The 26,956-nt window shown below is 44.9% G+C and carries 27 protein-coding genes; 7 read left to right on the top strand and 20 right to left on the bottom strand.

Annotation, left to right across the window (positions count from 1 at the left end; translation table 11 throughout):
• Positions 1 to 15: 15 nt before the first annotated feature.
• The 16 genes from BK582_RS06660 to spoIIID all read right to left on the bottom strand — a co-directional run bounded on the left by BK582_RS06660 (position 16) and on the right by spoIIID (position 13,605).
• A complete protein-coding gene (locus BK582_RS06660; RefSeq protein ID WP_078593579.1) occupies positions 16 to 993 on the bottom strand; it encodes a nuclease-related domain-containing protein in 978 nt (325 codons plus the stop codon).
• A 472-nt stretch (positions 994 to 1,465) separates the two neighbouring features.
• Entirely contained in the window at positions 1,466 to 1,597 is a 132-nt protein-coding gene (locus tag BK582_RS28050; protein WP_276328199.1) for a hypothetical protein, read from the bottom strand.
• 247 nt (positions 1,598 to 1,844) lie between these two features.
• Positions 1,845 to 2,753: an IS3 family transposase gene (locus BK582_RS06655; protein ID WP_078592736.1), complete on the bottom strand. Its 909-nt coding sequence runs from the start codon at positions 2,751 to 2,753 to the stop codon at positions 1,845 to 1,847.
• 29 nt (positions 2,754 to 2,782) lie between these two features.
• The gene (locus BK582_RS27625) at positions 2,783 to 3,091 is read right to left on the bottom strand and encodes a helix-turn-helix domain-containing protein (protein WP_139368201.1); all 309 of its coding nucleotides are present in this window, start codon (positions 3,089 to 3,091) and stop codon (positions 2,783 to 2,785) included.
• A 251-nt stretch (positions 3,092 to 3,342) separates the two neighbouring features.
• The gene (locus tag BK582_RS06645) at positions 3,343 to 5,013 is read right to left on the bottom strand and encodes a C40 family peptidase (RefSeq protein ID WP_078593577.1); all 1,671 of its coding nucleotides are present in this window, start codon (positions 5,011 to 5,013) and stop codon (positions 3,343 to 3,345) included.
• Positions 5,014 to 6,057: 1,044 nt separating this feature from the next.
• Positions 6,058 to 6,333, bottom strand: a complete 276-nt coding sequence (locus BK582_RS06635; protein ID WP_078593572.1) for a hypothetical protein — start codon at positions 6,331 to 6,333, stop codon at positions 6,058 to 6,060.
• 155 nt (positions 6,334 to 6,488) lie between these two features.
• Positions 6,489 to 6,824: a hypothetical protein gene (locus BK582_RS06630; RefSeq protein WP_078593570.1), complete on the bottom strand. Its 336-nt coding sequence runs from the start codon at positions 6,822 to 6,824 to the stop codon at positions 6,489 to 6,491.
• A 234-nt stretch (positions 6,825 to 7,058) separates the two neighbouring features.
• The gene (locus BK582_RS26830; protein WP_167553026.1) at positions 7,059 to 7,217 is read right to left on the bottom strand and encodes a hypothetical protein; all 159 of its coding nucleotides are present in this window, start codon (positions 7,215 to 7,217) and stop codon (positions 7,059 to 7,061) included.
• A gap of 57 nt (positions 7,218 to 7,274) precedes the next feature.
• The gene (locus tag BK582_RS26825) at positions 7,275 to 7,424 is read right to left on the bottom strand and encodes a hypothetical protein (protein WP_169910865.1); all 150 of its coding nucleotides are present in this window, start codon (positions 7,422 to 7,424) and stop codon (positions 7,275 to 7,277) included.
• A gap of 154 nt (positions 7,425 to 7,578) precedes the next feature.
• Positions 7,579 to 7,860, bottom strand: a complete 282-nt coding sequence (locus BK582_RS06625; RefSeq protein ID WP_078593568.1) for a hypothetical protein — start codon at positions 7,858 to 7,860, stop codon at positions 7,579 to 7,581.
• A 679-nt stretch (positions 7,861 to 8,539) separates the two neighbouring features.
• Positions 8,540 to 8,971 (bottom strand): 3-hydroxyacyl-ACP dehydratase FabZ, encoded by a 432-nt coding sequence (gene fabZ / locus BK582_RS06620; protein ID WP_078593566.1) that lies wholly within the window; start codon positions 8,969 to 8,971, stop codon positions 8,540 to 8,542.
• Positions 8,972 to 9,141: 170 nt separating this feature from the next.
• Complete coding sequence (locus tag BK582_RS27800; protein WP_244895351.1) at positions 9,142 to 10,053, bottom strand: DNA-directed RNA polymerase subunit beta; 912 nt, start codon at positions 10,051 to 10,053, stop codon at positions 9,142 to 9,144.
• Positions 10,054 to 10,094: 41 nt separating this feature from the next.
• On the bottom strand, positions 10,095 to 10,925 hold the full coding sequence (locus BK582_RS06610; RefSeq protein WP_078593564.1) for a flagellar hook-basal body protein: 831 nt from the start codon (positions 10,923 to 10,925) through the stop codon (positions 10,095 to 10,097).
• A gap of 61 nt (positions 10,926 to 10,986) precedes the next feature.
• Complete coding sequence (locus BK582_RS06605) at positions 10,987 to 11,814, bottom strand: flagellar hook-basal body protein (RefSeq protein ID WP_078593562.1); 828 nt, start codon at positions 11,812 to 11,814, stop codon at positions 10,987 to 10,989.
• 377 nt (positions 11,815 to 12,191) lie between these two features.
• On the bottom strand, positions 12,192 to 13,196 hold the full coding sequence (mreB, locus tag BK582_RS06600; RefSeq protein ID WP_078593560.1) for a rod shape-determining protein: 1,005 nt from the start codon (positions 13,194 to 13,196) through the stop codon (positions 12,192 to 12,194).
• Positions 13,197 to 13,320: 124 nt separating this feature from the next.
• The gene (spoIIID, locus tag BK582_RS06595) at positions 13,321 to 13,605 is read right to left on the bottom strand and encodes a sporulation transcriptional regulator SpoIIID (protein ID WP_078593557.1); all 285 of its coding nucleotides are present in this window, start codon (positions 13,603 to 13,605) and stop codon (positions 13,321 to 13,323) included.
• Between the two features lie 662 nt (positions 13,606 to 14,267).
• On the opposite strand from spoIIID, the gene BK582_RS06590 reads away from it, so the two are divergent.
• Entirely contained in the window at positions 14,268 to 15,242 is a 975-nt protein-coding gene (locus BK582_RS06590; RefSeq protein WP_078593554.1) for a nuclease-related domain-containing protein, read from the top strand.
• Between the two features lie 948 nt (positions 15,243 to 16,190).
• On the opposite strand, the gene BK582_RS06585 is transcribed toward BK582_RS06590, so the two are convergent.
• Positions 16,191 to 16,991 (bottom strand): stage II sporulation protein SpoIIQ, encoded by an 801-nt coding sequence (locus tag BK582_RS06585; protein WP_078593552.1) that lies wholly within the window; start codon positions 16,989 to 16,991, stop codon positions 16,191 to 16,193.
• Positions 16,992 to 17,227: 236 nt separating this feature from the next.
• Between BK582_RS06585 and BK582_RS06580 the strand changes: the two genes are divergently transcribed.
• From BK582_RS06580 to BK582_RS06555, 6 genes are read left to right on the top strand one after another with little or no spacing between them, the layout of a single operon-like run.
• A complete protein-coding gene (locus tag BK582_RS06580) occupies positions 17,228 to 17,959 on the top strand; it encodes a hypothetical protein (RefSeq protein WP_078593549.1) in 732 nt (243 codons plus the stop codon).
• A gap of 16 nt (positions 17,960 to 17,975) precedes the next feature.
• On the top strand, positions 17,976 to 18,710 hold the full coding sequence (locus BK582_RS06575; protein WP_078593547.1) for a hypothetical protein: 735 nt from the start codon (positions 17,976 to 17,978) through the stop codon (positions 18,708 to 18,710).
• Positions 18,703 to 19,107, top strand: a complete 405-nt coding sequence (locus tag BK582_RS06570) for a GntR family transcriptional regulator (protein WP_078593544.1) — start codon at positions 18,703 to 18,705, stop codon at positions 19,105 to 19,107. The genes BK582_RS06575 and BK582_RS06570 overlap by 8 nt, the downstream gene beginning before the upstream one ends.
• Entirely contained in the window at positions 19,100 to 20,023 is a 924-nt protein-coding gene (locus BK582_RS06565; protein WP_078593541.1) for an ATP-binding cassette domain-containing protein, read from the top strand. Before BK582_RS06570 ends, BK582_RS06565 begins: the two co-directional genes overlap by 8 nt.
• Positions 20,007 to 20,909, top strand: coding sequence for an ABC transporter ATP-binding protein (locus tag BK582_RS06560; RefSeq protein ID WP_078593539.1), 903 nt, complete (start codon positions 20,007 to 20,009; stop codon positions 20,907 to 20,909). The genes BK582_RS06565 and BK582_RS06560 overlap by 17 nt, the downstream gene beginning before the upstream one ends.
• Positions 20,902 to 22,161 (top strand): ABC transporter permease, encoded by a 1,260-nt coding sequence (locus BK582_RS06555; RefSeq protein WP_078593537.1) that lies wholly within the window; start codon positions 20,902 to 20,904, stop codon positions 22,159 to 22,161. Before BK582_RS06560 ends, BK582_RS06555 begins: the two co-directional genes overlap by 8 nt.
• 510 nt (positions 22,162 to 22,671) lie before the next feature.
• Here the strand turns inward: BK582_RS06555 and spoIID are convergent.
• The 3 genes from spoIID to BK582_RS06535 form a co-directional block, all read right to left on the bottom strand.
• Complete coding sequence (gene spoIID / locus BK582_RS06550) at positions 22,672 to 23,817, bottom strand: stage II sporulation protein D (protein WP_244895350.1); 1,146 nt, start codon at positions 23,815 to 23,817, stop codon at positions 22,672 to 22,674.
• Between the two features lie 965 nt (positions 23,818 to 24,782).
• Positions 24,783 to 26,108, bottom strand: a complete 1,326-nt coding sequence (gene murA, locus BK582_RS06540) for a UDP-N-acetylglucosamine 1-carboxyvinyltransferase (protein ID WP_078593534.1) — start codon at positions 26,106 to 26,108, stop codon at positions 24,783 to 24,785.
• Positions 26,109 to 26,140: 32 nt separating this feature from the next.
• A complete protein-coding gene (locus BK582_RS06535) occupies positions 26,141 to 26,920 on the bottom strand; it encodes a YwmB family TATA-box binding protein (RefSeq protein WP_078593533.1) in 780 nt (259 codons plus the stop codon).
• Positions 26,921 to 26,956: the final 36 nt, after the last annotated feature.

Below are 26,956 nucleotides of genomic sequence, written 5' to 3'. Positions count from 1 at the left end.
ACAAAAGCTCCGTATTTATTCTAAAGGGAGATGGTAGACTCGGTGGGGGCCTTCGCCTGCATAGAGGTATTTTAATGAGGTTAGTATTCTATTTGCGGTATATACAGAAGGAATGTGAAGAAATTTTCTTAACTGGGGGTTTGTGATTGACGGGCCAAAAATGAGGGCATAATCAGTCAGAGCTGCAAGATGGCACTTCCGATTTGAAAAATTACAAGAAGTATTGTGGCATAACCATTTACTGTGCATCCTTATCATCGGTGTGACTCTGCATTCCGGACAAATGACGCCAGTCAAAATATCATCTGTATTAATCCTATATTTTGAGAGAAGGTCTTCCCAGGGTGGAGTGTGTTGTTTAATGAGCTGGCGGCTGATTCGTTGGAGCTCTTTTTTTGAAAAAAGAGCGTGATGGAATTTTTTCTGTAACTCATTAATCTTTTCTGTTACTAAGGAGTTTTTTATGATGCGCCGCATGTGGGGATGGCCATCAGATATTTTTACGTAGGCGTTGGGATGGGTAAAAACAACGAGGGATTCGAAAGGAAGAAGAGGGTGTTTGTTCACTTGCATCCATTCTCGAAGCTGCAATTCGTGTCGTTTTATCTGAAGAGTGGGGTCAGAGTATGCATCTTCCACGTTATTTGATTTTGTCCGTTTCATTTGGCCTAAGTTATGATCGATGTCAATTTTTCCTGACAAGTGCTTTGCGTCAATATGAAGAAAAAAAGTTGGGGAGATAAGCAGGGAATCAAGTTGAAAATATTTGTCCTGATGGGGCAATCGTAGATCACTCAGTATGAGAAATTCATGATCTCTGAGGAAGGAGAGGTCATAGTCAAGCTGCTGTTCTCCTTTGTAACCGGCCCTTGCTTTAAAAAAATCTTCCTCCACGTCTTTCCTCCTGGGATGATTTGTGTTTAATCGTCGGAGTATCGCTTCAAGCTGTCTTAATTTAATAGATGGTTTACGAGGTTTTTTGATCACATTCACATAATAGCCTCCCTTTTAAATATAAGTTCGTCTATATAATTCTCCATTTCACAACAATTTCCTTCAAAATTATATAAAAAACAGCTTTGCTGGATTGTTCTGTGGGGCTTCGAAGCAACAGCGGGAAATTAAGCAAATGTTTTATTAATAAGGGTTTTTGAAAGGGGTCCACTTTGTTGCGATTTCAGCCACCCTTGTTGCGATATTCACGCCTCTTGCTGCGATTTTCACCCGCCATGTTGCGATTTCAGCCATCCTTGTTGCAATTCGGATTCCTTGTTGCGATATTCACGCATCTTGTTGCGAATTTCACCCGCCTTGTTGCGATTTCAGCCATCCTTGTTGCGATTCGGATTCCTTGTTGCGATATTCAAGCCTCTTGTTGCGAATTTCACCCGCCTTGTTGCGATTTCACCCGCCTTGTTGCGATTTCAGCCACCCTTGTTGCGATTCGGATTCCTTGTTGCGATATTCACGCCTCTTGTTGCGATTTCACCCGCCTTGTTGCGATTTCAGCCATCCTTGTTGCGATTTCAGCACACCTTGTTGCGATATTCACGCCTCTTGTTGCGAATTTCACCCGCCTTGTTGCGATTTCAGCCATCCTTGTTGCGATTCGGATTCCTTGTTGCGATATTCACACATCTTGTTGCGATATCCACGCCTCTTGTTGCGATTTCGGTTTGGCCCCTTCAATTTAGACACCTACTGCTCACTTTTAGGTAGTCACTTCTTCACCTTTCGAAGGATAGTTGATTGCGCGCAAGCATCAAGCCAACACCGCTTGACCCTTACGCTTAATCAACTGCTGGGTAGTTAGGTGAAGAAGAGGAAAATCACTCCCCTTGGTTCTATAAGTTAATTATTTGTGGACAGTTTCCTTTGCTATATAATTTATAGAACTTTGCCGGCGATAAATATTTTAGGCTTCCATGGTAGCGCCGGTTATTATAAAAATCCATATACTCATCAATCCTGTAATAGGCTTCTTCGAAGCATTCAAAACGGTAACGTTGGTAACACTCCCTTTCGATGACGCTATGGAACGATTCAATATAGGCGTTTAAATCCGGTGATTTGCTTGGTATGCGTTCATGATATAGGTGTTGATGCTCACAAAATCTGCCAAAATGTTCACTGACAAATTGTGGGCCGTTATCTGTACGAATAATCAACTTCGAAGAAGTCTCACTTTCATAGTGAATACCGCGTCTCAATAACGCCCCTTGAAGCATTTTCGTAATGTTTGTTGCTTTACATTCTGGACCGCGATAGTATCCAACGATACACCGGTCATATACATCAATAGCACTAGCTAGAAAAACGAATCGTCCACTACCTTCAATCGAGCCATACTTTATATCCACTTGCCAAAGCTGGTTAGAAGCTGTTATCGTGTGCTGCTTCGCCAACCTTCGAGGATACTTAGATTTTCTTCGCTGAGGTAACAGAATATTTAACTTTTCACAGAGGCGATAGACCTTTTTAGGGTTTATTACCAACTTATGTTGGTCTTTAAGGTAGTTGGTGAGTTTTCGGTATCCGTAGATACCTTCCTCACCCTCTACAGCTTCCATTAGGAATTCTTCAATCTGCTCATCAGATATTTTTATACCAGTCTGAGCCAAGGAAAATCCTGGTACTGGCCGGCCCTGGAAGGACTCTTCTGTGACCTGTTTATTTTTTTGATGGTAATAATACAACGAACGTTCCACGTTTAATGCTCTTGTAGTTCTAGTTACTGGAAAACCGTCTTTCACCCACTCCTCGATTTCTTTTAGCAGGAGGATTAGAGGAACTCGTTTTTTTTTATAACATTCTTGAGCATGGCAACTTCCAACTCTTTTTCGCCTAATAGAAGCATCGCCTGCTCATATTTCTTTTGAAGTTCCTCCTTTGTGGGGTTATCGGATAAACCCGTTGATCCTTCGGTTTCCATCACGTCACGAACTTCATCTTCGTAAAGTTTGAACCAATTCCTAAGAGTTTCTCTGGATATTCCAGCCTTTCTGGCGATAGAGGTATAATTCCCAGTCTCCAAGGCCATGCGAACGTATTTCTTTTTTACATCTTCAATAACATCAATTCTCTTAGCCATTCTGTACTTTCTCCCTTTTTTAAATCATTTTTGCCATCATCTAGGTGTTTTCATAACCTGTATATGGTGTCTAAATGATTAAGGGGGCTTAAAAGATTTCAGCCATCCTTGTTGCGAAACGCGATACCGCCCCCTTCAAAGACAAAAGAAGCTGCCTGATGCGGATAACGGTATGTTATGCGCATCAAACAGCTTTTCCTAAGCTGGTAAACTTTCATATTTACATAGAAACGTTGTTTTCCACAAAGAACTTAACGTACTCTTTTTGCTCCGAGGTAGCGTTGTGACCAGTAGGAGTTGTTCATGTTGGCGATGGTGACTCCTGTGGAGGAGCCGGCATGGATGAACTGGTTGTTGCCGATGTAGATGCCGTTGTGTGATGGTCCGGATTTATATGTTTCAAAGAATACAATATCCCCTACTTGAGGGCTGGACACGGATGACCCTGCGTTATACTGCTGTGCTGCTGTCCGCGGCAGGTTAACTCCGTTCTTTTTGAAGACATACTGGATGAACCCGCTGCAGTCGAAGCCGCTTGTTGTGGTTCCTCCCCACACATATGGTACGCCGACCAGTTCGGATGCGTCGGCAATCAGATTTATTGCGTTGAATCCGCTTGTTGAGCTTTTGGTCTGGGTTTCTGCGTGTTTCATATGTACCGCGGAAACTTCTTCAAGCTTATCCCATGTTGCCTGGCTTACGAGCCCGTCAGATACGAGGCCCCATTCTTTCTGGAATGCGGTTACTGAACGTTTTGTAACCGAGCCGAAATAGCCTGTTGGCTGCTGGTTAAAGTGGCCTGTGGCTCTCAGCATGTTTTGCAGTTCTGTTACGGAAGATCCTCTGTTGCCTTCTTTCAGCAGGGAGCTTCCGGATGAACTTGAACTTGAACTGTTGCTGCTGTTGCTGCTTCCGCTGTTGTTTGATGAGCTGCCGCTGCCGTTTAATGCCTGTTCGATCGCTCTGTATGTTTGCGGGCCGGCTACTCCGTCCACATTGATGCCTGCGGAGCGCTGGAAGCTTCGCACTGCGTCTCTTGTGATGGAGCCGAAATATGTAGTTACTTCCCGGTGATTGAAGTGCCCCAGTTCTTTCAAGTGTGTTTGCAGTTGACGGACGTTGTCTCCTCTGCTTCCTTCTCTTAAAACCGCATTGCTGGAAAGAAGATTTCCGGATGCAGAAGAAGTGCTGCCTGAGCTTGAGCTTCCTGAGTTGGAAGAGCCTGAGCTTCCTGAATTGGAAGATGTTGATGAGCTTCCTGACGATGTGGAAGTGCTTCCGATTTCTTTATTCATGGCTGCTATTGTCTGTCTGCCGGCGAGTCCGTCCACCGTGAGGCCTCTTGCCTGCTGGAAATTCCGAACTGCTCTTTCTGTAACAGAACCGTAGTATCCGGTGGCTGTATGGTGATCGAAAAATCCTGCTTTTTTCAGATAGCTTTGCAGTTTTACTACGTCATCTCCCCGTGAGCCTGTTCTTAACAGCTGGCTTGTGCTGATTTCACCGATGCTGCCTGATGAACTGGACGATGAGGAGCTGGAACTACCTGATGAACTTGAGCTTGTTTTTGCAGAAGCAGTCTGAGTGGATGCTGCCTGTTTTGCTGCTGCATTTCCTCCTGTAAGCTGAGCGAAGGTTTTCGGTCCGGCGATTCCGTCCGGTGTCAGGCTGTTAGCGCGCTGAAAGTCTTTTACTGCCTGCTCCGTTACTGTGCCGTAGTAACCTGTCGATGTGTGAAAGGTGAAATAGCCCAGCTTTCTCAGCTCCTCCTGAAGCTGTGTTACATCAGAATTTTGTGAGCCAATGGAAAGTGTCCGTTCCCCGAAGGAGGCTTCCGCAATTGCAGGCCCTGCAAGGAAAACTCCTGTGGCGGCAGCGGACGCAACGATCGTAGTTCCTAACTTTGTTTGTAAGCTCGTCATTTCTCCACCTCTTTCTGAAAATTTAAGTACTTGATTTATAACATGGTATTTTCATAGATTAACTGGTTTGGCATTTTGCTGTTTCTATGTTGTCATGTTACTTTCGGATGAACCGTAATAGTATAGAAGAAACTTGGTTGCAAATCATTATGTAATACCAGGCTGTATAAAAAGTTTAACAAGTAACCCGCCAGAATAAGAGGGACTTTTGAACTATTTTAGCAACTTTAGACACATTTATTTCGACTATTTTGACACGGTTTTCAACTTTGATTAATTAATTGTACTTAAATTATAACCTGTTATTAGGAAAAAAACAGTAATTTGACAATAATGGGTTGAGTAAGTTGTTCAATATGGTGAACGGTAAGGCACTAATTATTGGATAGTGTTGGTGCACCAGGCGTTTGTTCCGGAAAGCATCTTAAGATGGGTGCGGATCAATTGTTTTTCTGACGAGAAGGCAAGTATTACATTTTTTCCCCGGGCATGATGGACCCTCCAGCGTTACCTCCAACAGTTCGGGTATGATGGGTTAACGAACCTTCTTCCAGCATTCGAGCAAGCGGATCATATAATTACCCACGCCCCAACCAGGAATAAAAAGTCCACCCTAAAATTAAACGAAACCAGCAAGAGGGGGAGTCTTGCTGGTTTCAAATCTGCGCACATATATATTTATTAAAATCAAGGGGGATGGGAAATTGTGCGGGGCCAGACCCCGGACAATTTTCAAGAGATAAGGGCATCGGGCTGCTGGGGGGACAGCTTCCCGCTGCTTTATCCCTGTAACGTTTAGCTTTATATTAATAAGAAAGGGATGTTATTTTGCTGTTTTTGCTCCGCATTTTCATGCTTTATGCAATCAACAGTAACAGGAATGCAGCATACTGATCTTTCCTTTTTCGGGTGGAAGGTCAATACATGCTTCCTTACCCACAAAGTGGGTTGGCCCTCCGGCATTTTATGACGGAGAGCCGCCTCAATAAATAAATCGCAAACAAACTTCTGAAGATCATAAATAACCTCTTTTTTCAAAAAAGATTATCCGTTATTTTCATTCAGATCTTCATCATCGAGGATATCGTTATTATTATTAAGATTATCCTCATCACCCAGGTCATCGTTGAAATCGTTGTTGCCAAGATCATCGTTACCCAGGTCGTCATTGAAATTATTATTCATATCGTCTTCGATGATTGGGTCGTTGTCGACTGGGTCGTTGATCATATTATTGTCGTTATCCCCGCCACCACAAGCACCTAACATGCCTACAGTGAGTACAGCGGATAAGACAGACAGCATCATCTTTTTCTTCATCTCTTTTCCTCCTGTTGTGTTTCATGCTGTTGCAGTCTCTATCCTTCAGATAGGAATATCAGGCCGGCATTTTGGCGGCCAGCCTGAAGTGAAGGGTACAAAAGTACTTCGAGATTAGGATGACCTGAAATGAATTTATTTATACTTTTTTAAAATTATCCGTTTAAGTCGTCATTATTGTCGTCATCAAGCATGCCATCGTCATTGTTGTCGTCGCCAAAGCCGTCATTGTCGTCGTCGCCAAGACCGTCATTGTTGTCGTCATCAAGCATGCCGTCGTTGTCGTTATTGTCACCTAGGCCGTCATTGCCGTTGTCATTAAAGTTTGCATCTTCGCCTGCATCGTTATTTTCTTCAGTTGGTCCGTTTTCGTTAAACCCGTTATTTTCTCCGTTGAAAACATCATTGTTCTCTCCGTTGTCGCCACAAGCTCCAAGCATACCTACTGTTAGTGCACCTGATAAGATAGAAAGTGTTAATTTTTTCTTCATTTTGAAATCCTCCTAAAGTAATTTTCTAAAGATAGTTTTTTTAAAGTATTGAAAAGCTTCGGGTAATTTCCTGATGCTTTGACTTCACTTCTCTAATACATTACACCTTTACCGTTTAACAAGGTTAAAGGCTTATTTGGAAAGTAAGACCCTTTCCTTATCGAAAAGGGCCGCCACTGTGTTTTTACCACCATAAAGAGTTATCTAAACCTTTATACCAGTGAAACCTTTTCGTTACATATCCGTGTTGTCGTCCATGCCTCCGTTATCTTCAAAGCCACCGTTGTCGTTAAACCCGTTATCCATTCCAGGGTCGTTTCCTTCTTCACCACATGCACCAAGCATTCCGATTGTCATTGCACCTGCCAAAAGAGTTAAAGTAAGTTTTTTCATTGTAAATTCCTCCTTAGTTTTTTTAAAAAATGTTTTAAATTTCCTGTTTAAATGCACTTAGAAATCTTCATTTGTTCCGCCGTCGTTAAATCCGTTGTCTTCAAGAGTCGGATCGTCTGCACCTGGATCATTCTCCACATCTCCGCAGCCTGTCACCATTCCAAGGGCAAATACCCCGGAGACTATCGACAGCATAAACTTTTTCATTTCCAATTCCTCCTTAGTGGAATTAAAAATTTATATTATCAGCCTCGTAATAAGGGGTTTTGTAAAATTGAATCGTTGATTGCAGTGAAATTAAACTTTTTTCTCATACAAGGCTGTTGTTACCTTTAGAAAACAGCTGTTTCATCAACCTAACTTACCCGTTGTTGTCTTCATCTGTACCAAGATCAACTTCCGTATCTTCGTTATTTTCTTCTGTCACGTCGATGCCAGCATCGTCTTCTGTAATTTCTGCATCATCTGTATTGTCGCCTGTCCCGGCGCCACCGTCTCCAGTGTCACCTGACTGTGTTGGCTGGCCATTATCCGCATTGTTTACATTGCCATTATCCTCAATGCCGTCCTGGCCCTGGCAGGCGCCTAAAATACTTAACGCCATCGCAGCTGATGCAAAAGTTAATAATGGCTTTTTCTTCACGACTCTGTCCTCCTCTTCTTTGAAAACAGTGTAGTTATTTTTCGATGCTGCAAATTCTTGCGGTGATTCTACTTGATTATTTCACTGATTCTTTCTCACATAAACCATTTCGGAACACTTTTTACAATGTCACACATTCTTTTTAAAGAGTCACAAAATTCTCTGTGAATGTGTGGGAGAAAAACGGAACAGGTATTTTAAAATAGAGAATTACTTTTTGGGCAGGAAAATGCCCCGGCGCCAGCCATCCTCCCCCTGTGGTAATTTTCTTCGTATAATTAATTCTCTTTATGTCTTTTGGTAAAAAAGTAAGTGGGTTTTGAGGAGGGGGGTGGTGGTGTTACAGAATTTTGGGGAAGTGCTTTAATATGAAGGTTTAAGGGGGACATTTGGGCAGGAATCTGGTGGGGTTCGCACAAGTTAAGGTGTCTTTCGCACAACTTCGGCAGCCGTTCGCACAACTCCAGGTTAATCGCACAAGTCAAGGGACCATTCGCACAGCCTGCTGCCTCAATTGCACAACTCCCCCCCTCACTCGCACAACTTAAAATAACTATAATAAACCCTCCTCAAAACACCCTCCCCATAACAAAAAAGCCTGGCCCCTGAACTTTCTCAAAAAGTTCAGGGGCCAGACCCCGCACAATTTTGTGTAAAATTGTGGTACACCGCAAAAATATTATTGTTTGTCGCCTAGCGCAAATGTCAGTTCTGCTTCGGCGACAAGTTTATCGTCCACATAAGCTGTTCCTTTTCCTTTGCCAATGCTTCCCCGCACACGGGTCATTTCCACTTCCAAACGCAGCTGATCCCCTGGTTTTACCTGCCCCTTGAATCTTGCTTTATCAATACCAGCAAAAAACGCAAGTCGGCCGCGGTTTTCCTCTTTTTTCAGAATCGCTACAGCTCCAACCTGAGCCATCGCCTCGATAATCAGGACCCCTGGCATTACTGGATAATCGGGAAAATGTCCGTTAAAAAAATCTTCGTTAGCTGAAACATTCTTTATCCCTACTGCTCGCTGGCCCTCTTCCACTTCTAAAATACGGTCCACCAGTAAAAAAGGATAACGGTGGGGAATGATTTCTTTTATTTCTTCAATAGTAAGCATTATTAGTACCTCCTGCTATGTTCAGGTTATAAATCTTCTTTCTCAGTTTACTGTCTTTTTAAAAACATCGCAACCCAGTTCAACTTCCTCCACAAACAAAAAAACCTTGCACTCTTTATTCCGTGCAAGGTTCCGCTCAAAGATCGGCCATTCCTGATGATAGCTCTGAATTATTCGCCTCCGCCACCGTTCAGGTTTGTACCTTCATAAATAATGTCATATATATGAAGCCATGTTTCCTGCTCGAAGATGTCCATTGGGTTCCCTTCACCAATGATTCCGTAGCCTACCATGGCGCCAATTACGAGACTGGCTGCGAATAAAAAGAGCACAATGACGAGCCTGAGCCATACAGGAATCAAACGGATACGGCCTTTCCGTTTCTTTTTTCCCTTTTTACCTTCCTGCTGTTCTTTTTCTTTCCGGCGCTCTTCCCGTGTCTTCGGTTTACCTGATGCCATATCTTCTTCCCGGGCCTCCTCTGTCTCAGCTGCTGTATTTCCTGCTGCTTCCTTATCAGTGTCCGGCCCGATAATCTTCTCCGTGTTGTCATTCTCTCCAGCAGAAACAGCAGCAGGAGTGACAAACACAGACTCCCGCTTGGAAACTCCGTATTTACTCCGGCTTCTCGTGGAAGAATCCCCGGCACGGGAAGACGGTGCGATAATAGTATCTTCTAAGTTACTGTCCGTTCCATCGCCTTTGTCTTCGAGACCAGGAGCCGTTCCAGAATCAGGTGAGCCCACAGCCTCTCCGCCAGAACCCGCAACGGAATTACGGTCCTCAGAAACAGCTTCCGGCTTATCCCCTTCATGGACGCTTTCCACATCTGAACCAGCTGGGGGCTTTTCGCCCTCAACTGAAGCACCGCCCTCTTTGTCAGCCTTACCTGAAGAGCCGGCTTCTGTTCCACTCACATTTGGGGCAGCAATTTCTTTATCTGCCTCACCTGGAGCAGTACTTTCTTTTTCAGCACTATCAGCGGCAGCATCGGTCCCTGCCTTATCTGACACGGAGTCCTGATTTTTCGGCTCGTTTATATTATTTTCTTCATTATTATTCCTGTTTTCTTCTCTGCTCATGACAAACCCCTCGACATTACGGCTTCTCTAAGATTGTAGCTTTACCGAATATTGTTGACAAGTCCCATCATCTCATCGCCGATAGAGATGGCTCTGGCATTGAACTGATAATTCCGCTGTGCGAGAAGCATTTCAGCTGTTTCCCGCCCCATATCCACGTTCGACATTTCTAACGCCTTCTGCCGGAAAACGTCCGTCCCTGCAGCTTCCGCCATTACATCAGCTTCTTCAAGACCGAGTTCTTCCAGGCCGGAAAAAATAAAGTTACTGCCTCCTAATGCGTTTAAAAGCTGAGGCTTAGTAATTTCCACCAGCTGCAGCTGTCCTGCATTCACTACTGCACCACCTGGCATCGTCACTTCCACAATGCCGTTTTCCCTGATCAGCAAGTCTTCATGGCCGGCCGGTATTGATATAGGTGTACCCGTACCGGATAAAACATATTCTCCGTCCCGGTTTACGAGGAGGTTTTCATTTTCCACCGCTGGGTTCGGGGACAAATAGAATGCTCCGTCCCTGGTGAATCTCCGGTCTCCATCATCTGTTGGGGAGATTTCAAAGAAATAGCCTTTTTCCGTAAGTGCTACGTCCAGGTCACGTCCCGTCTCCCGGATCGTCCCCTGTTCAAATCGAACGGAAGTCTGGGCAATTGCTCCGCCGGAACCGACCCGAATACCATTCGGCGTAAGGCGGCCGGCTTCCTGCCCTGCCACAGGCTGGTTGTTTACCTGCTGAAACAGCAGATCGGCGAATGACGTATCCCGCCGTTTGTACCCCGTTGTATTAAGGTTAGCCAGATTATGGCCCGTTGTATCCATTTTATACTGCAGCTGTCCCATTGTAACCGCCGCGCTTATCATCGACTGGTTCATCCGAATCCCTCCGTTTCATAAGAGAAAATATTTTTTTCAGCAAAAAGCCCTCAAAAACCCGTTAACCGATTCTGCCAACATCATTGACCGTTCGCTCCAGGCTCCTGTCGTATGCCTGCAGCACCCTCTGGTTCGCTTCAAATGAGCGGAGTGCAGTCATCATTTCAGTCATAGTCCTGGCAGCATCAACGTTTGACCGCTCAACAAACCCTTGTTGGAGCTGGTATGCAACTTCCTCGTTACCGACCGCAGTGCCGATTTCGTTTTCTCCGTCGTAACGAAGAAGGCCGTTTCCTTCTTTCACGAGCTGGCTCGGATCCTCGATCACACCTACATTAATCTGGGCGATCAATTCATCATCAGCTGCTGAAAAAATCTCGCCGTTTTCAGCAATCCGGATATCTTCATTCCCGATGTTAATTCTCTCGCCAGTAAGGTCCAGCACATAGTTCCCCTGAGGTGTTGTTAAAAATCCTTCCCCGTCAAAAGCAAAGCTGCCATTACGGGTAAAACGAACATCCCCGCCGTCTGTTTCCACACTGAAAACAAGCATGGCTTCTTCTCCAGTTTCCTCATTGACTGGAACCACACTTTGAAGCAGAGCAACGTCCGTCGTGTTCCCCGTTTCCTGAATGTCCCCCTGACGAAAGTCCGGTGTCCTCTCCTGAAGGTATACCCCTGTCGTCAGTTCTCCAACTGTATGAGAACCGAATCTCTGGGCATGGCCAGTTCCGATTGCTTTAATGAGCTGGTTCGGAAAAGAACGAAGAGAAGCCTGATCCGCTTTAAAGCCTGGTGTGTTTGCATTAGTTATATTATCTGTAAGCATTTCCTGCCGCCGTTGCTGGGCAATCATCCCGGCACCGGCTGTATATATGCCACGAAGCATTTTTTTCACCTCATCTATATCAACAGCCTGTTTTTAAAAACAGTCCTTTTTGAAAAACCTTACTATATATATCGGAAAAACAACCGGCTTCTTTCATTATTATGTAAATAACCAAACTAAAGGCCCAGTCTTTCACACAATCTTCCAGGGAAGATGCCGGTGAAGAAAAAACTGGTTCCTTCGTTTGGTAAAGAAAACTTGCCGATTGGCGATGACAGAGGCGTAGTTGCACCTATACTTTAGTCTTAAAAATTTTCACTCCGTTGTATCAACTTCACCGCAAAAATTTTATATTTAAAGTGTAAAAACAGTGTTATTTTTCAGCGTCGCTGGTTACTTCTTCTGAAAAGCGGCGATGATTTGCAGTGAAAACCAACTTAGATTTTCAGCTTCCGCTGGTTAATTCTGTCCAGGTTTTCCAGCATGATTCCGGTGCCGATCGCCACGCAGTTCATTGGTTCCTCGGCTACGAACACAGGTACCTTGAGCTCCGAGGCGAGCAGCTGATCAATCCCGTGGAGGTAAGCGCCTCCGCCGGTGAGGATAATTCCTCTGTCGATAATGTCCGCAGAAAGTTCTGGCGGTGTTCTTTCAAGCACGTTTCTGGAAGCTTGTACAATATGATAGATGGATTCTTCGAGAGCTGAACGAACTTCCTCGGATTTTACAGTCACTGTCTGAGGCAGACCGCTCACCATATCTCTTCCGCGAATGTCCATTTCTTCATCCCGTCCATCCGGAAAGACGGTTCCTACTGTTTTCTTGATTTCCTCGGCTGTTCTCTCACCGATTAACAGCTTGTACTTTTTCTTGATGTAGCTGAGGATGTCGTTGTCAAAACGATCCCCGGCAATCTTGATGGAAGAGGCGGTGACGATGTCTCCCATAGAAAGCACGGCTACATCTGTAGTGCCACCGCCAATATCAACAACCATGTTTCCGCTTGGCTGGTAAATATCCATTCCTGCTCCAACAGCGGCAACTTTCGGTTCTTCTTCAAGGTAAATATTCTTCCCCCCGCTTTTTTCCGCAGCTTCACGAATTGCCTTCTGCTCTACAGAAGTTATATTCGTCGGGCAGCAGATCAATATGCGGGGCTTCCCGAACATACCTTTAACTTTAATTTTATTAAGAAAGTGCTTAAGCATTGATTCTGTCGTATCAAAGTCGGCAATAACCCCGTCTTTAAGAGGGCGTGTCGCAACGATGTTCCCAGGCGTCCGTCCAACCATGCGAAAAGCTTCGTCACCGACTGCTAAAACTCTTTTTGTTGATGTATCAATTGCTACTACGGAAGGTTCGTTCAGCACGATGCCTTTGCCTTTCACATGAATGAGTACGTTTGCAGTTCCTAAATCAATTCCAATATCCCTTCCAAACATTACATTTTTCCTCCCTGAAAAAATATGGCTAATGACCCTTTACATTCCGCATCTGTATATAGTTTTATGTCCATTGTATCATTTTATCATAATATGTTGAATTTAAGGGAGGAAAATAACAATTTTATACTTTTGTTTCCACTGTTTTTTCCTTTTGCGCCTCTGTTTTCCTGTATTTTACCTTCGTCGCTTCGCCTCCTCTTAGGTGGCGGATGGATTTGTGGTATTCCAGGATCTCCTTTACCTCGTTCGCCAGCTCCGCGTTTATTTCCGGGAGTCTCTCTGTCAGATCTTTATGCACTGTGCTCTTGGAAACGCCAAACTCTTTTGCGATTGTCCGGACTGTTTTTCTCGTCTCTACGAGGTACCTGCCTATCTTGATTGTTCTTTCCTTGATGTAATCGTGCACACCTCTCGCCTCCCTAAAGTGATTCCGGAGTTCAAAAAGACGAAGAAAAGACAGCGCTTCCCTGGCGTTAGCTGCTCATGATGACTAAGCTGCGTTCCCCGGTGTATGCAGGTTGACTGCCACACTCTCCCCATACTTTCTGAACGGCCCTATCGTAATTTGTGGTTAGGTTTGTTAAATTTTATTAACCACGCCCTCCATATATGCCTAAAATCAAGGAACAGTGTTTTTCCGACGAAAAAAGCAGTAATCAGGGAGGGATTCAGAGGTTACACAGGGTGTTTTAGCTGGGTGCGGTTTACTTCGCAGGTTGGCGTCTCCTTTTCGCAGGTTGGGTGCTCGACTCCGCAGGTGGAACCTCTCTTTTCGATGGTTGGGATTCGATTCGCTGGTTGGACAACTGATTTCGCTGGTTGGAGGCACAACTTCGCTAATAAGGTTTCACTTCTCCAGCATATGTTTCAAAATTCCTTATTAATAAAAACCTTGCTTAATTGACAGCTGCAGCTTCGGAGCTCCACAAAGCAATTCAGCAAAGCAGTTAAGCATTTATAAGTTAAATTTTGAGAGAATAAATTGATATAATAGAAGGTAATTATTTTTCAATGAAGAATTAATAGAGTGGATTAGTAGTATTTTTTTTAAAAAAAGGAGGCTATTATGTGATCAAAAAACACCGCAAACCATCTATTAAATTACGGCAGCTTGAAGCTCTTTTCCGGAGATTAAACACTAATCACCCAAGAAGGAAAGATGTGGAGGATGATTTGTTTAAAGCAAGGGCCGGTTATAAGGGCGAACAGCAGCTGGACTATGACCTCACTTTCCTCAGAGATCATGAATTCCTCATACTCAGCGATCTTCGGCTGCCCCACCAAGGTAAACATTTTCAACTTGATTCCCTGCTCATCTCCCCATACTTTTTTCTTCATATTGATGCCAAGCACCTATCAGGAAAAATTGAGATTGACCATACTTTAGGACAGATGAAACGGGTGCGACTGAATAATGAGTCAGATGTATATAATGATCCCACCCTCCAGATAAAACGCCACGAAATGCAGCTCCGAGAATGGATGCAAGTGAACAAACACAACGTTCTTCCCTTTGAATCCCTCGTTGTTTTTACCCACCCTAACGCCTACTTAACAATATTAAATGGACACCCCTATAGGCGACGTATCATAAAAAATGGTTTATTAATAGAAAAAATTACTGGTTTGCAGCAAAAATACCGGCGCCCCGTTTTTTCGCATAAAGATCTTGAAAAGATTTGCCGCCAGCTCATTAAGCAGCATACTCCCTCATGGGAAAACCTTCTCTCAAAATATAGTATTTCTCCTGTCGATATAATGACTGGTGTTTTTTGCCCGAAGTGCGGGTGGAGGCCAATGGAAAGGATTCATGGCAACTGGAGGTGTATTAATCAATCTTGTAAATATGAAGATCGAAGTTGTCATCTGGCAGCTCTTGATGACTATGCGTTAATTTTTGGTTCTGAAATCACTAATCCACAGTTACGGACTTTTCTCCGCATACCTTCCAGAACAACTGCTTTTAGAATTGTGCAATCTATGGGGGTTACCCACCGGGGAAAGCAACGATATCGTGTTTTTTATCTTCCTATAGAGCACTAGTTAATTATGTGTTGTGAGTTGTTCTGTGTTTGTTCATTGGTATCCGCTTTTCGTTCATTGAATTGCTGCTTTCGTTCATTACACTCCTCATTTCGTGCATTGCTTCTGCTTTCGTTCATTGGACCTTAAGTTTCGTTCATTGAATTGCTGCTTTCGTTCATTACACTCCTTATTTCGTGCATTGCTTCTGCTTTCGTTCCTAAAACCTTAAGTTTCGTTCTTTGAACCGCTACTTTCGTTCATTACACTCCTTATTTCGTGCATTGCTTCTGGTTTCGTTCATTGGACCTTAATTTTCGTTCATTGAATTGCTACTTTCGTTCATTACACTCCTTATTTCGTGCATTGCTTCTGCTTTCGTTCATTGAACCTTAATTTTCGTTCATTGCACCGCTGCTTTCGTTCATTACACTCCTTATTTCGTTCATTGCTTCTGGTTTCGTTCATTGAACCTTAATTTTCGTTGCAGCTTCGAAGCCATACAAAGCAATTCAGCAAAGCAGTTAAGCAATTATTCATTGAATCACTCATTTCGTGCATTGCATCCAATTACAAGACCTAAATTGCCAAAATCCACCCACTAAAAACCAAAACAAAAAACCGGAGAGCGGTCACAGTTGACTCGCTCTCCGGTTTTTCTATTTTATATAAAGCGGAGTAAACTCCGCCTTATTTGCCAGGGGGCAGGGCGGCCCGGTCCAGCCGGAGCCGGAGCCGCCCCGCTCCGTCTGCTTAAGCAACCCCTGATTCAGCTACGCGGCCAGAGCCGCCGGCCAGCACGTTAGATTTAATGCAGTGATTGCTGCGGGCTCCGCCAGCAAACTAGTATCAGGGTAACTTGATTTTTTATAAAGGCAGTTTATTCTTCTGCCATCCACAATCAGGGTAACCTGATGTTTCAGGAGGCAGCTCTGATCTGCCCCCTGCTGCTCATCAGGTCAGCTGAAATTATTCTTCCAGCATGTCCGCTGGCTGTGGTACTTCTTCTGCACCACGCTCGTCGGCTGCTTCGACAGGGTCAACGTCCGGTAGTTCGGCCATTGGCTGGTTCATATAGTTTAATGGGTTCACCGCTACGCCGTCTTTGCGGATTTCGAAGTGTACGTGCACGCCGGCGTCACTGTTATAGAGGTTGCGTCCCGCTCTTGCGATAACGTCCCCTTGTTTCACAGTCTGGCCTGGCTCGACAAGTACACCTTCGAGACTCTGGTAAACTGTTACGATATCTTCGTCATGTTCGATATGAACGACTTCGCCAAACAGCGCGTCTTCCTCAGCCTTTACTACTGTACCGCTTAAAGCTGCTGTTACGTCGAAGCTTTCACCTTCTGCGGAAGAAAGGTCGACGCCTTTACTTTGGTAGTAGTAGTTTTCATAGCGTACTAATGCGCTTTCCTGGTCTGTTACAGATGATTGATGATCAAAGAAAGTTCCGACAACATCGACTTCGTTTTCGTCAAGTACAGGCATTTGGAATACTTCGTTTACAGCAGCGGCCGGAACAGCTTCTTCACCATCCATTGCCACACCGTCTTCCAGATTCTCAGACTGATTTATATCAAACTCTGAGTCTCTTTGGTCCTCGGTTACTTCCTCACCTGAACCTGAAATCCACATGTACGTAGTCAGCACCATTGCAGCCAGCGCCAGATATAATGCAGGCACTGCCCAGCGTTTTTTCATCAGACGCTTAATTTTCGCCTGAGTTTGCCCCCATTTGGAAGCTTGTTTCTCCTCATGATTATTCATGGAATCATCACCTCAGCAATCATTCTGATCAAAAACACGTGAGTTTATACATTATTTAGAAAATTTTATTTTCCCGCTGAATCCGCGCCGCCATTGGCTTTCCTCCCTCTTCCCTCACCAGGCGTCCGCCTTTTACGGAAAAATAATTTGTCACTGTTCTGAATGTGTGATACTGTGTATATAGATATAAACACCAAAAAATGGCTAAACCAAATAGATTACAGGAGGCCAAAACGATGGACTGGATACATTGCAAAAAATTAATAGGGTTTGAATGGAAGAACACTCCTTTCCACTTTTATTTACTGCATATTTTTATGGCGCTGGTCTATGGATGGCTGTTCGCCGTCTTGCTGCCTGGCAGTTTACTTGAGAATCAGACGACCATGGTCACAGACTTCTTTCTCTTTTTAGGATTACTAGTGAATATTTATATTACCCGCCCTTACTCTTTTTTTATAAGAGAGGTGAACAGTAACTTTTATGCAGCACCGATCCAGCTGCTCTTAAGGCAGATGCCGGTTTCACGAAAAACAATTATTGTAAGCCGGATGATGATGAGTGGACTGCTGAGCTTTTTCTTTTCTGTTTTGTTTATGGGATCGTTTTATTTCTTTTTATCTGCAGAGGATCTGGCAATTCTTTTCCCTAATTTCGCAGCCTTTGCTGCTGCCTGGGTGATTCTTACCCTGGCAGGTTCCGGTGTAATTGCTGCTGCAGAGCCTGGTGATTATTTCACAAAACCAGCTCTTTATCTCTGGAACATTGTCATTTTTGGCGGAATTTTTCTCTTAAGCCTTATCGTCCGTTTCGCCTCCGGCAAGTTTCTTATGGAGTGGATTGTGACCGGAGCCGCCCTGGCGCCGCTGCTTTTGATCGGCGTACTCCTGCTCCTGGCTGCAGGAATGATTATTATCTGGGCCTGGTATATGAAAAGGTATTTAACGAAGACGGACTATCATATATAAGGAGGTGCCTCGCGAGGTGAAGAATTTAATTTTGTTCGAACTGAAGCACACACCAGCATGGAATTACATCATTATTGTTCTTATTGCTGTAACTTTTGCCCTGCTCGCCTCATCAGTGATCAACACGAGAGATTTTGAGGGCAGGCACCTCATTGCTTTTGATTCTTTGTTTGTAGTCAGCACTTTTGCTCTGCAGTTAAACCGCTACTTTCCTTTTGCAATGCGGAGCAACGATCCTGGGACACCTTTTCACTATGTGCTTCGTCCTATGCCTTTGCCTGCCAGCATCATTGCTGCCAGCCGGTTTGTCTCCACTGCCATCCTGCTGGGATTCTTCTACACTGTTTTTTTCCTGGCAGTATACGCCTTGACTCCCCTGTTCCGGGCAGAGCTCCCAGGGATGGCAGTTCCGTCAGCCTTCCTTTTATGGCTGGGTCTTGGAACAGGGATCAGCAGCTTTTATTCCGCCTTGGAAGCTGGCACGAAACTAAGGAAAATCTCCTTTGGGAAAAATTCAACCGCTGTGCCTTTAATGGCGCTGGTCGGTGGATTTCTTTCCATCCCCCTCCTCCTTGGAATAAATTTGTTCTATTCCGTTACAGGGACAGGGATCGTCAAAGGAATTACTGTCATTGCAGGTGGCACACCTTTAGCAGCAGCTGGCCTTGGACTGGTGTTCTTCCTCCTGGGCTTCGCCTTCTGGAAGTGGAGAATGAATCTGAGTCTGAAACGAGTTGATTATCATGTCTGAATCTGGATTACTTCCAATTAAAATAAATGAAACGAGCCGGACACCGATCTACGACCAAATCGAATCCCAGGTAAAAACACTCATTATGAGCGGCAAACTGCCCGCCGGAACGGCTCTTCCTTCTATTAGAAAGCTGGCCGCCTCCCTTTCCTGCAGCGTTATTACAACGAGAAGGGCCTATCAGAATCTGGAACAGCACGGCTACATTAAAACTCTCCAGGGAAAGGGCACCTTTGTTGCGGAGATAAACGTGGCTGAGCAGGATGAACAGAAGCAGGAAGCAGTTGCTGAAGCTTTGAAGGAAGCTGCCCGGCTGGGAAAAAGCTATCAATACTCAGAGGAAGAACTAATGGACTGGTTCAGAAAGATATTAAAGGAGGAGAACGAAAGTGATTAAATTTGACGGAGTGCAAAAAAATATCGACCGGGATGTGCAGATCGGTCCTCTTGATTTTTATATAGAACCAGGCACTGTTACTGCTCTGGTCGGGAATAACGGTGCGGGAAAAAGCACGCTTATCCGGATGCTCACCGGCATGGTTTTTCCTGACAATGGCACGATCACTCGTTTTGGTAAAAGTATTGATTCCGGCGGCCGTGAAGACGAAGTCACCTGGAAAGAGCAGATTGCCTACGTGCCTCAAACGTCCATTGGGTATGAGCGGTTTTCATTGAAGCAGCTGGCGGAGCTTCACGAAATAGGCTTCAGGAGCTGGGACTGGAAGGAATTTGACCGGCTGACGGACAGATTCAGTCTTCCGTTAAAAAAACGGTTCGACTCCCTTTCCGGCGGAATGCAGAAGAAGGGTCTGCTTCTGCTGGCACTTTCCCGGAGCTCGAAGTTTCTCGTAATGGATGAACCACTTTCAGGAGTGGACATTGAAAGCCAGGAAATCATACGGGAAGAATGGGTTTCCTATCTCGAAAAGGATCCGGAACGGGCTATTCTTTTTTCCACTCATATTCCGGAGGAGATCAAGGGGTTTGCCGATTATGTCGTCTGCATGAAAGAGGGCACTCTCACCGGACGTTTTGAAAAAGATTCTTTGCAGGAAAACTACGGCCGCCTCTGGGTTTCTGCAGGGGGCTCAGTCAGCCAGGAAGAAATTATCCGAAACCTTCCGGGAGTTATTGACGTAAAGAGGAGTGGAAATAATTGTGAAATTATTACAGAAGATCTTGAGGAGACAGAGAACGCTTTAGCTGGTAAAAATATAGAGATTGTTCTCCAGCAGGGACTTGAGTTCTCAGAAATACTTCGTACACTTTTAAGAAACAGAGAGGAGAAAAAAACAGATGAGTTTAGTGCTTAAAGATTTGAAAAAGAAATTTACAGACCAGTACGCTGTTGATGGAATCAATGTGACAGTGGAAAAAGGACAGATGTTCGGAATGCTCGGTGCTAACGGGGCGGGCAAAACGACTTCTTTCCGGATGATTCTCGGACTCCTGGATCCTACCGAAGGATCAGCTGAATGGGACGGGCGCCCTGTTTCCTACGACAGAACAAATCTGGTGGGATATCTGCCGGAGGAGCGGGGTATGTTTCCAAAGCTCACAGTGAAAGACCAGCTCATTTATTTAATGAAGCTGAAAGGGATGAAAAAAGGAGATATCATCCAGGAGATGCGCCAGTGGCTTGGCCGTTTTCAGGTGGAAGAGTATGAAAATAAAAAAATGGAGGAGCTTTCTAAAGGGAACCAGCAGAAGATTCAGTTTATGGCTGCGGTTCTCCATAAGCCTGAGCTGCTTATCCTCGATGAGCCTTTCAGCGGCCTCGATCCTGTAAACGCCGACATGTTAAAGGATGCTGTCCTTGATTTACAGCGAAACGGAACGACCATTGTTTTCTCCAGCCATCAGATGAGAAATGTAGAAGAGCTCTGTGAAGACCTGATTATGCTGAAGCGCGGGAAAGCTGTTCTTCAGGGGAACCTGCGGGAAATCAAGCGCTCTTACGGGATGAAAAGCATCAGCGTACATGCCGATTACGACCTTGGTTTTATCCAGAACATCCCTGGAGTTCTCTCCCTTGAGAAAAATAAAAATGGTGCGACAGTCAAGGTGGAAAACGAAGCTGTTGCTGAAGATATTTTTCACGGGATTACTGAAAAAGGCTTTGTACGAAAATTTGAAGTGGAAGAGCCATCCCTTCACGATATCTTCATTGATAAAGTAGGAGGTGAAGCAAATGAATAATTTATGGACTACGATTGCCCACACTGCAGGGCGCCGAATTAAATCAAAGACCTTTGTGATCGCAACTGCTCTCATGGCTGCTTTCCTTATTGTCATAATAAATATTGATAATATCATAGATTCATTCGCTGGCGACTCCGACGACGGAGATACTGCTTCAGAAGTTGCTGTTGTTGACGAAACGGAAGCTGAAAATGGCGTGTCGTTTGGTGAAATGCTTGCTTCAATGGAAGACGGTACTTATGACTATTCTTTATACACGGATGGAAATATTGATGCGGCAATTGAAGCTGCGGAAGACGGAGAGTTCGAGTATGTCCTTGCTTTAACAGGAGATACAAGTAACCTCCAGGCAGATTTATTCACGAGTGGTACCGGCTTTATGTCAGGGATGGAGATTAACCAGGATGTCCAGCGTGCAAAAGAAGCCGCTGCCACTGCTCAGCTCGATCTAACTGACGAAGAGCTGGCAATGATTTTCACCCCGGTGACATTTAATGAACGGCCAATTAACGGAGATGGGCAGACAGAGGAGTCGCAAATGCAGGCGTACTGGATGGTTTATGGTCTCGTATTCGCCATCTATCTTATCGTCATCACGTTCGGCACAATGATCGCCACTGAGGTGGCGACCGAGAAGTCCTCACGGGTAATGGAGCTGATCGTCTCCAGTATTAACCCGGTGACACAGATGGCCGGAAAAATCCTCGGCATTGGTGTAGCAGGTCTCGTTAATTTGCTGGTTTTAGCAGCAGCAGCCGTTGCAGGTTTCCAGCTGAGCGGGGACGACTTTTTGCAGAGTCTGGTCGGAGACGCTCTCGATCTTTCGCTTATCGCTTATGCTCTGTTATTTATTTTCCTCGGCTACTTTTTGTACGGAGGAGTCGCGGCTATGCTCGGTGCATTGGTGAGCCGTGCCGAAGAAGTCAACCAGGCGATTCAGCCATTGATATTCATCGCAATGATCGCTTTCTTTATTGCAATCTTTGGGCTGAACACCCCTGATGCTCCGTTTATACAGGTTTTATCCTATGTTCCATTCTTCACTCCGCAGCTGCTGTTCCTGCGGATCGGCATGGGAACAGTGCCTGGCTGGGAAATCGCGGTTATTATCGGCATTCTAATCCTCAGTGCTGTGCTCATTAACCTTCTTGCAGCGAGAATCTATAAAGGCGGCGTACTCATGTACGGCAAATTCTCATTCAAGAGCGGCATCCAGCAGGCATTGCGGTTATCTAAAAAAGAAAATTAATATTGTTTTGATTGGGTACGGCCAGGCTTTTTGTAAGCCTGGCCTATTTTGTTTGAAGCAGATCGGGCGGGCTGGTATGAAATGAGGGGGTTTATTCTCGAAGCGGAATCTTATTCTCGAAAACAGTGGTTTCATTCTCGAAATGGAGGGTTCCTTTCTCAAAATCAGGTCCTATTCTCGAAGCGGAATCTCCTTCTCGAAAACATGGGAGAATGATCGAAGACAGGTGGGAAATGTATTAATCATGATCGTTTAACTCTATTATGAAGCCATGGATAAAATGGTTTTACCCACGTTCATAGGGAGTTTACCACGGATGGAGAAATCACCCACGCTAGTAACCACTTTACCCATGTTCCACCAATCACCTGAAACTTAACGAGGTTACCTTCACTCCAACTTTATTTTTCACGCAATAAAGCCAACACAAAAAACGGGCAAAGCTTCCAGCTGCAAACAAAATACCCGTTGCAGCGGTTCGCCCCACCCGTTCTTCTCACAAGTCTCATATTAAGAATCCTTCCCTTTTCCTGCATCCACACGCTGACTGTCTTTTTCCGAGGAACCGTCCTCCCCAGATGCTCCGGCAGCAGCCAAAGCAACTCCGATTGCGTCAGCGGCTCCTTCTATTTCCACCCCTTGGTAGTAGTGGTGAATGATCTCCTTGTACGTGTGGCCTTCCTTCGCCATCGCATGGGCGCCAAACTGGCTCATCCCTACACCGTGGCCCCAGCCCCGGGTTTCAAACTCTATAGTATCCCCACTCCGCGTCCAGGAAAAATCACTGGAATCCAGAGCAAGTAGATCCCGCACTTCCCGTCCGGAAAATTCCTTTCCGCCAACCTTCACTTCAGCAACGCGGCCGCCGGTTGTTCTCCGGGTGATCTCCCCCACTTCCCCTTCACTCAGCTGCACACCAAGGAGATTTTCAAATTCAGCGACTGTAACTGATTTTTTTCCGGAAAAACGAGGAGAACTTACATCCCATGGGCTTTCCACACTTCTCAAGTAAGGAAATTCCTGAGCCCAGTACTCCTCAGAGTTCTCAGTAAATCCATTGCTTGTTGAAAAATAAGATGCTGTGATCGGGCTGCCATCGAATGTGATAACCTGGCCCTCTGTCTCTGTTACTGCCTGTTTAACACGGGTGTAATTTTGCTCAAACTCTTCTCCCCACCAGTCACGTAGTTCATCTTCGCTTTTGAACACCTGGTGCATTACTGTATCAGTCACATCAGCACCCTCCGGCAACCCGAGTTCGTCACCTGCAGTGAGCTTCTTTAAAATGTAAGTTCTCGCTGTCAGCGCCTGGGCTTTAAGGGCCTCCAGCTCGTATGCAGCAGGCATTTCTGCACTTACTACACCGATAATATAGTCTTCAAAAGCTACTTCTTCAATATTTTCGGATTCTGATCGGAACACGGATATAACCGGCTCTGCATCCATGACATTTGTTGCTGTTTCACTAGTGAAGGAACCTTGTGCCGCCTCCTGTTCAGGAGCTTCGCTCATCCCTTCAGCCGGTGAAGCTGTCTCCTTTTCATCTTTGGAAAAACCAGTTACAAGAACAGCGGGTACTATTAAAACGATTACCATTAAAACGATTCCGACAAAAACCATAAGCCTCACCCAGTTCATCCCTCCAGTCTTTTTCATCTGTTCACCCCTCACCATATAACTATGAAATCACATTACTAGTTAGAACATTTTTGCCGAGTTATATACTAGATTTTTCTATATTTCTAGCAAAGTTCTCTATCTTTATATCAGTTGTCGGGAGTTCTATTGATTACGCGGGATAAAAGCTGGATAAACTATAGAATAAGCTGGAAAAATCCAGTGGCAACGTGTTGACAGAGGTACCAGTTTGCGAGGTTTAGGTTTTAAATTCGGAAACCCAGCGTCCTGAGATATCAACCTGCGAAAAATGAGGGTCCACTTGCGAAATCAGGTGGCTAACCTGCGAAATCGGGTGACCAACTTGCGATAATGAAGGTTCAACCTGCGAATTTTAGCCCAACCTGCGAAATGAGACGTTCCACCTGCGATATCAGGTGGCCAACCGGTGAAATCAGGTGCTCAATTCTCGAGGGGAAACTTATTCTCGAAAACGATGGTTCTATTCTCGAAATCAGGCTTTCTATTCTCGAAGTGAAATTCGATGCATGGAAACTATGACCCAATGAACGAAAACAGTAACTCAATGTGCGAAATACCAGGTGCAATGCACGAAATCTGATATTCAATGATCGAAGTGAAATTCAATGAACGAAAACGGTAACTCAATGAACGAAAACTATGATCCAATGCGCGAAATCTGATATTCAATGAATAATTGCTTAACTGCTTTGCTGGATTGCTTTTTGAGGCTTCGAAGCAGCAACGAAAATTAAGCAAATGTTTTAATTAATATCGAAATCAGCTGCCCTGTTACCGATATCCAATCCAATTATCATAAACAGCCTTTCCTATTAACAAAAAACAAAACCACCTGATTGCCAACTGCCAGCCACACTAAAAAATACAAAAAAACCCTGCCTGCTTTTTATCACAGACAGAGGTTTTAATAAATCGTTCATGCATTTTTGTATACTTTAATGATTATTAACCGATAATGATGACTATGCGAAGTTAGGGTCCATTTTTAGTGGTGCAGGTGCTTCCTGGTTCTGCAGTTCGCTTTCTTCGAGTTCGTATACACGCTCGATGTCAGCGCCGAGAGCCTTCAGTTTTCCTGCGAAGTCCACATAACCTCGGTCAAGATGCTTCAGTTCAGTAACTCTTGTGTAGCCATCTGCCACCAGGCCTGCGAGGATTAACGCAGCGCCGGCGCGAAGGTCAGTTGCTGCTACTTCGGCACCTTGCAGTTCGTTTGGACCGCTTACGATTGCGGCACGGCCTTCAATTTTAATGTTTCCGTTCATGCGGCGGAATTCCTCCACGTGCATGAAGCGGTTTTCGAACACAGTTTCCGTGATTACTCCTGTACCTTCCGCACGGAGCAGCAATGCCATCATCTGGGCTTGCATGTCCGTTGGGAATCCAGGGTGAGGCATCGTTTTAATGTCTACAGCCTTTAGTTTTTCAGGGCCGATGACACGTACGCCGGTGCCTTCTTCTGTGATGGAAACGCCCATCTCAATCATTTTCGCGATCAGCGGACGAAGGTGCTCAGTAAGAACATTCTCCACGAGCACATTTCCTTCAGAAATCGCAGCCGCGATCATAAATGTACCCGCTTCTATGCGGTCCGGTATAATCGTATGTTCAGCTCCATGTAACTCGTCGACACCTTCAATTCTGATTGTGCCTGTACCTGCTCCTCGCACCTTTGCGCCCATTGCGTTAAGGTAATTTGCCAGGCAGACAATTTCAGGTTCTTCCGCAGCATTTTCAAGGATTGTTGTTCCTTTTGCTGTTGTCGCCGCCATCATGATATTTTCTGTGGCGCCAACACTAGGGAAATCAAGGTAAATCTTAGTTCCCTCAAGACGGCCATCTACTTTCGCCTCGATAAATCCGTTTCCGATTTCTACCGTAGCTCCCATAGCTTCGAAGCCTTTCAGGTGCTGGTCAATTGGGCGGGATCCGATAGCACAGCCGCCAGGAAGCGCGATTCGCGCATGTCCTACCCGGGCCAATAATGGTCCCATTACAAGAAACGAAGCTCGCATTTTTCTTACGTACTCAAATGGCGCCTCTGTTTTCAGCGTTTTCTCAGCATCTGCTGAGATCTTTCCGTCTTTGTACTCAACTTCCATATTTAAATTGCGTAAAACTTCATTTATTGTGTATACATCAGCCAAAGCTGGCACATCATAAATTGTACTCTTGCCTTTGCTGGCCAGAATAGATGCAGCGATGACCGGCAAAACGGCGTTCTTTGCTCCTTCGACTCGGACAGTGCCGTTTAAGCGCCTGCCACCGCGGACGATGATTTTTTCCAAAGTATTCCCCTCCGCGTCCATATTCTATATTATTAATATTCAGTGGTTATGAGCGGCGTGCCAATTGTAATGTTTGTTTTACCGCCCAATCCATCAGTTACTCTGCGCATTGCTGCCTGCAGGTTGATTTTTCTTCCGTTCGTTTCCAGCACGTTGCCCCAGTTTGGGGTATATGCTGAAATTGAAATGAATGTTTCTTCATTAAGTTCTTCTACTACGTTTGCATTGAATGATTCCATAAGCTTTTGTCCCCATCGTTGTAAATCTGCTGCATTGTCCCCTGCTACTGTCCCTTCTGCACGTAAAAAGATGTCTTCTGTGTCGAATCTTGCTGCTAATGAATGTGTTCCGAACAGTTCAGAGAACGCGGTTTCCCATTGGGGAGTGGGAATGAATGATGCCTGAACAACAGTGTATACTTCGTACTTTCCTTTCGTTCCTTTCGGTTCTGCATAAACAGATGTTTCCACCGAGTATGGTACATCAGGGTGATTCAAAGTTCCGGTCCATTGTTCCTGTCCATTTGTCTTTTGAAACGTCCAGTTCACCCGCTCATCATCCTGTTTCCAGTTATCCAGATATTCCATTACTTTATCGTATGAGGCAACATCATCTTGGTGATTCCGTGCGTACAAATAAAAACCATCCGGTTCAATCTCCAAATTTGCAATTGCTTCATTAATTTGCTGTAATGTATACTGCGGATGCTGTGTTAATTCTGCTTCAGAGCGAGCATCATTTTTTTCTAATAAAAACATGAAGCTGATCAGTAATAACGCCACGATCCCTGCGGCTTCCATTATTTTCCCCATAGTTTATCTCTCCCGCTAATAAACGTTCTTTATGAA

It is taken from the genome of Evansella clarkii (assembly GCF_002019695.1).
In the GTDB taxonomy this organism is placed as follows: Bacteria; Bacillota; Bacilli; order Bacillales; family Salisediminibacteriaceae; genus Evansella; species Evansella clarkii.
Note: the sequence above shows the minus strand (reverse complement) of the source record. Positions and strands in the feature narration are given on the sequence as shown.

Coding starts and splice junctions, on each gene's coding strand:
- BK582_RS28050 (WP_276328199.1), bottom strand. CDS start 1,597: ATGGCTGAAATCGCAACAAGGCGGGTGAAATTCGCAACAAGAGGCGTG.
- BK582_RS27625 (WP_139368201.1), bottom strand. CDS start 3,091: ATGGCTAAGAGAATTGATGTTATTGAAGATGTAAAAAAGAAATACGTT.
- BK582_RS06645 (WP_078593577.1), bottom strand. CDS start 5,013: ATGACGAGCTTACAAACAAAGTTAGGAACTACGATCGTTGCGTCCGCT.
- BK582_RS06635 (WP_078593572.1), bottom strand. CDS start 6,333: ATGAAGAAAAAGATGATGCTGTCTGTCTTATCCGCTGTACTCACTGTA.
- BK582_RS06630 (WP_078593570.1), bottom strand. CDS start 6,824: ATGAAGAAAAAATTAACACTTTCTATCTTATCAGGTGCACTAACAGTA.
- BK582_RS26830 (WP_167553026.1), bottom strand. CDS start 7,217: ATGAAAAAACTTACTTTAACTCTTTTGGCAGGTGCAATGACAATCGGA.
- BK582_RS26825 (WP_169910865.1), bottom strand. CDS start 7,424: ATGAAAAAGTTTATGCTGTCGATAGTCTCCGGGGTATTTGCCCTTGGA.
- fabZ (WP_078593566.1), bottom strand. CDS start 8,971: ATGCTTACTATTGAAGAAATAAAAGAAATCATTCCCCACCGTTATCCT.
- BK582_RS27800 (WP_244895351.1), bottom strand. CDS start 10,053: ATGAGCAGAGAAGAAAACAGGAATAATAATGAAGAAAATAATATAAAC.
- BK582_RS06610 (WP_078593564.1), bottom strand. CDS start 10,925: ATGAACCAGTCGATGATAAGCGCGGCGGTTACAATGGGACAGCTGCAG.
- BK582_RS06605 (WP_078593562.1), bottom strand. CDS start 11,814: ATGCTTCGTGGCATATATACAGCCGGTGCCGGGATGATTGCCCAGCAA.
- mreB (WP_078593560.1), bottom strand. CDS start 13,196: ATGTTTGGAAGGGATATTGGAATTGATTTAGGAACTGCAAACGTACTC.
- BK582_RS06585 (WP_078593552.1), bottom strand. CDS start 16,991: ATGAATAATCATGAGGAGAAACAAGCTTCCAAATGGGGGCAAACTCAG.
- BK582_RS06580 (WP_078593549.1), top strand. CDS start 17,228: ATGGACTGGATACATTGCAAAAAATTAATAGGGTTTGAATGGAAGAAC.
- BK582_RS06570 (WP_078593544.1), top strand. CDS start 18,703: ATGTCTGAATCTGGATTACTTCCAATTAAAATAAATGAAACGAGCCGG.
- BK582_RS06560 (WP_078593539.1), top strand. CDS start 20,007: ATGAGTTTAGTGCTTAAAGATTTGAAAAAGAAATTTACAGACCAGTAC.
- BK582_RS06555 (WP_078593537.1), top strand. CDS start 20,902: ATGAATAATTTATGGACTACGATTGCCCACACTGCAGGGCGCCGAATT.
- spoIID (WP_244895350.1), bottom strand. CDS start 23,817: ATGAAAAAGACTGGAGGGATGAACTGGGTGAGGCTTATGGTTTTTGTC.
- BK582_RS06535 (WP_078593533.1), bottom strand. CDS start 26,920: ATGGGGAAAATAATGGAAGCCGCAGGGATCGTGGCGTTATTACTGATC.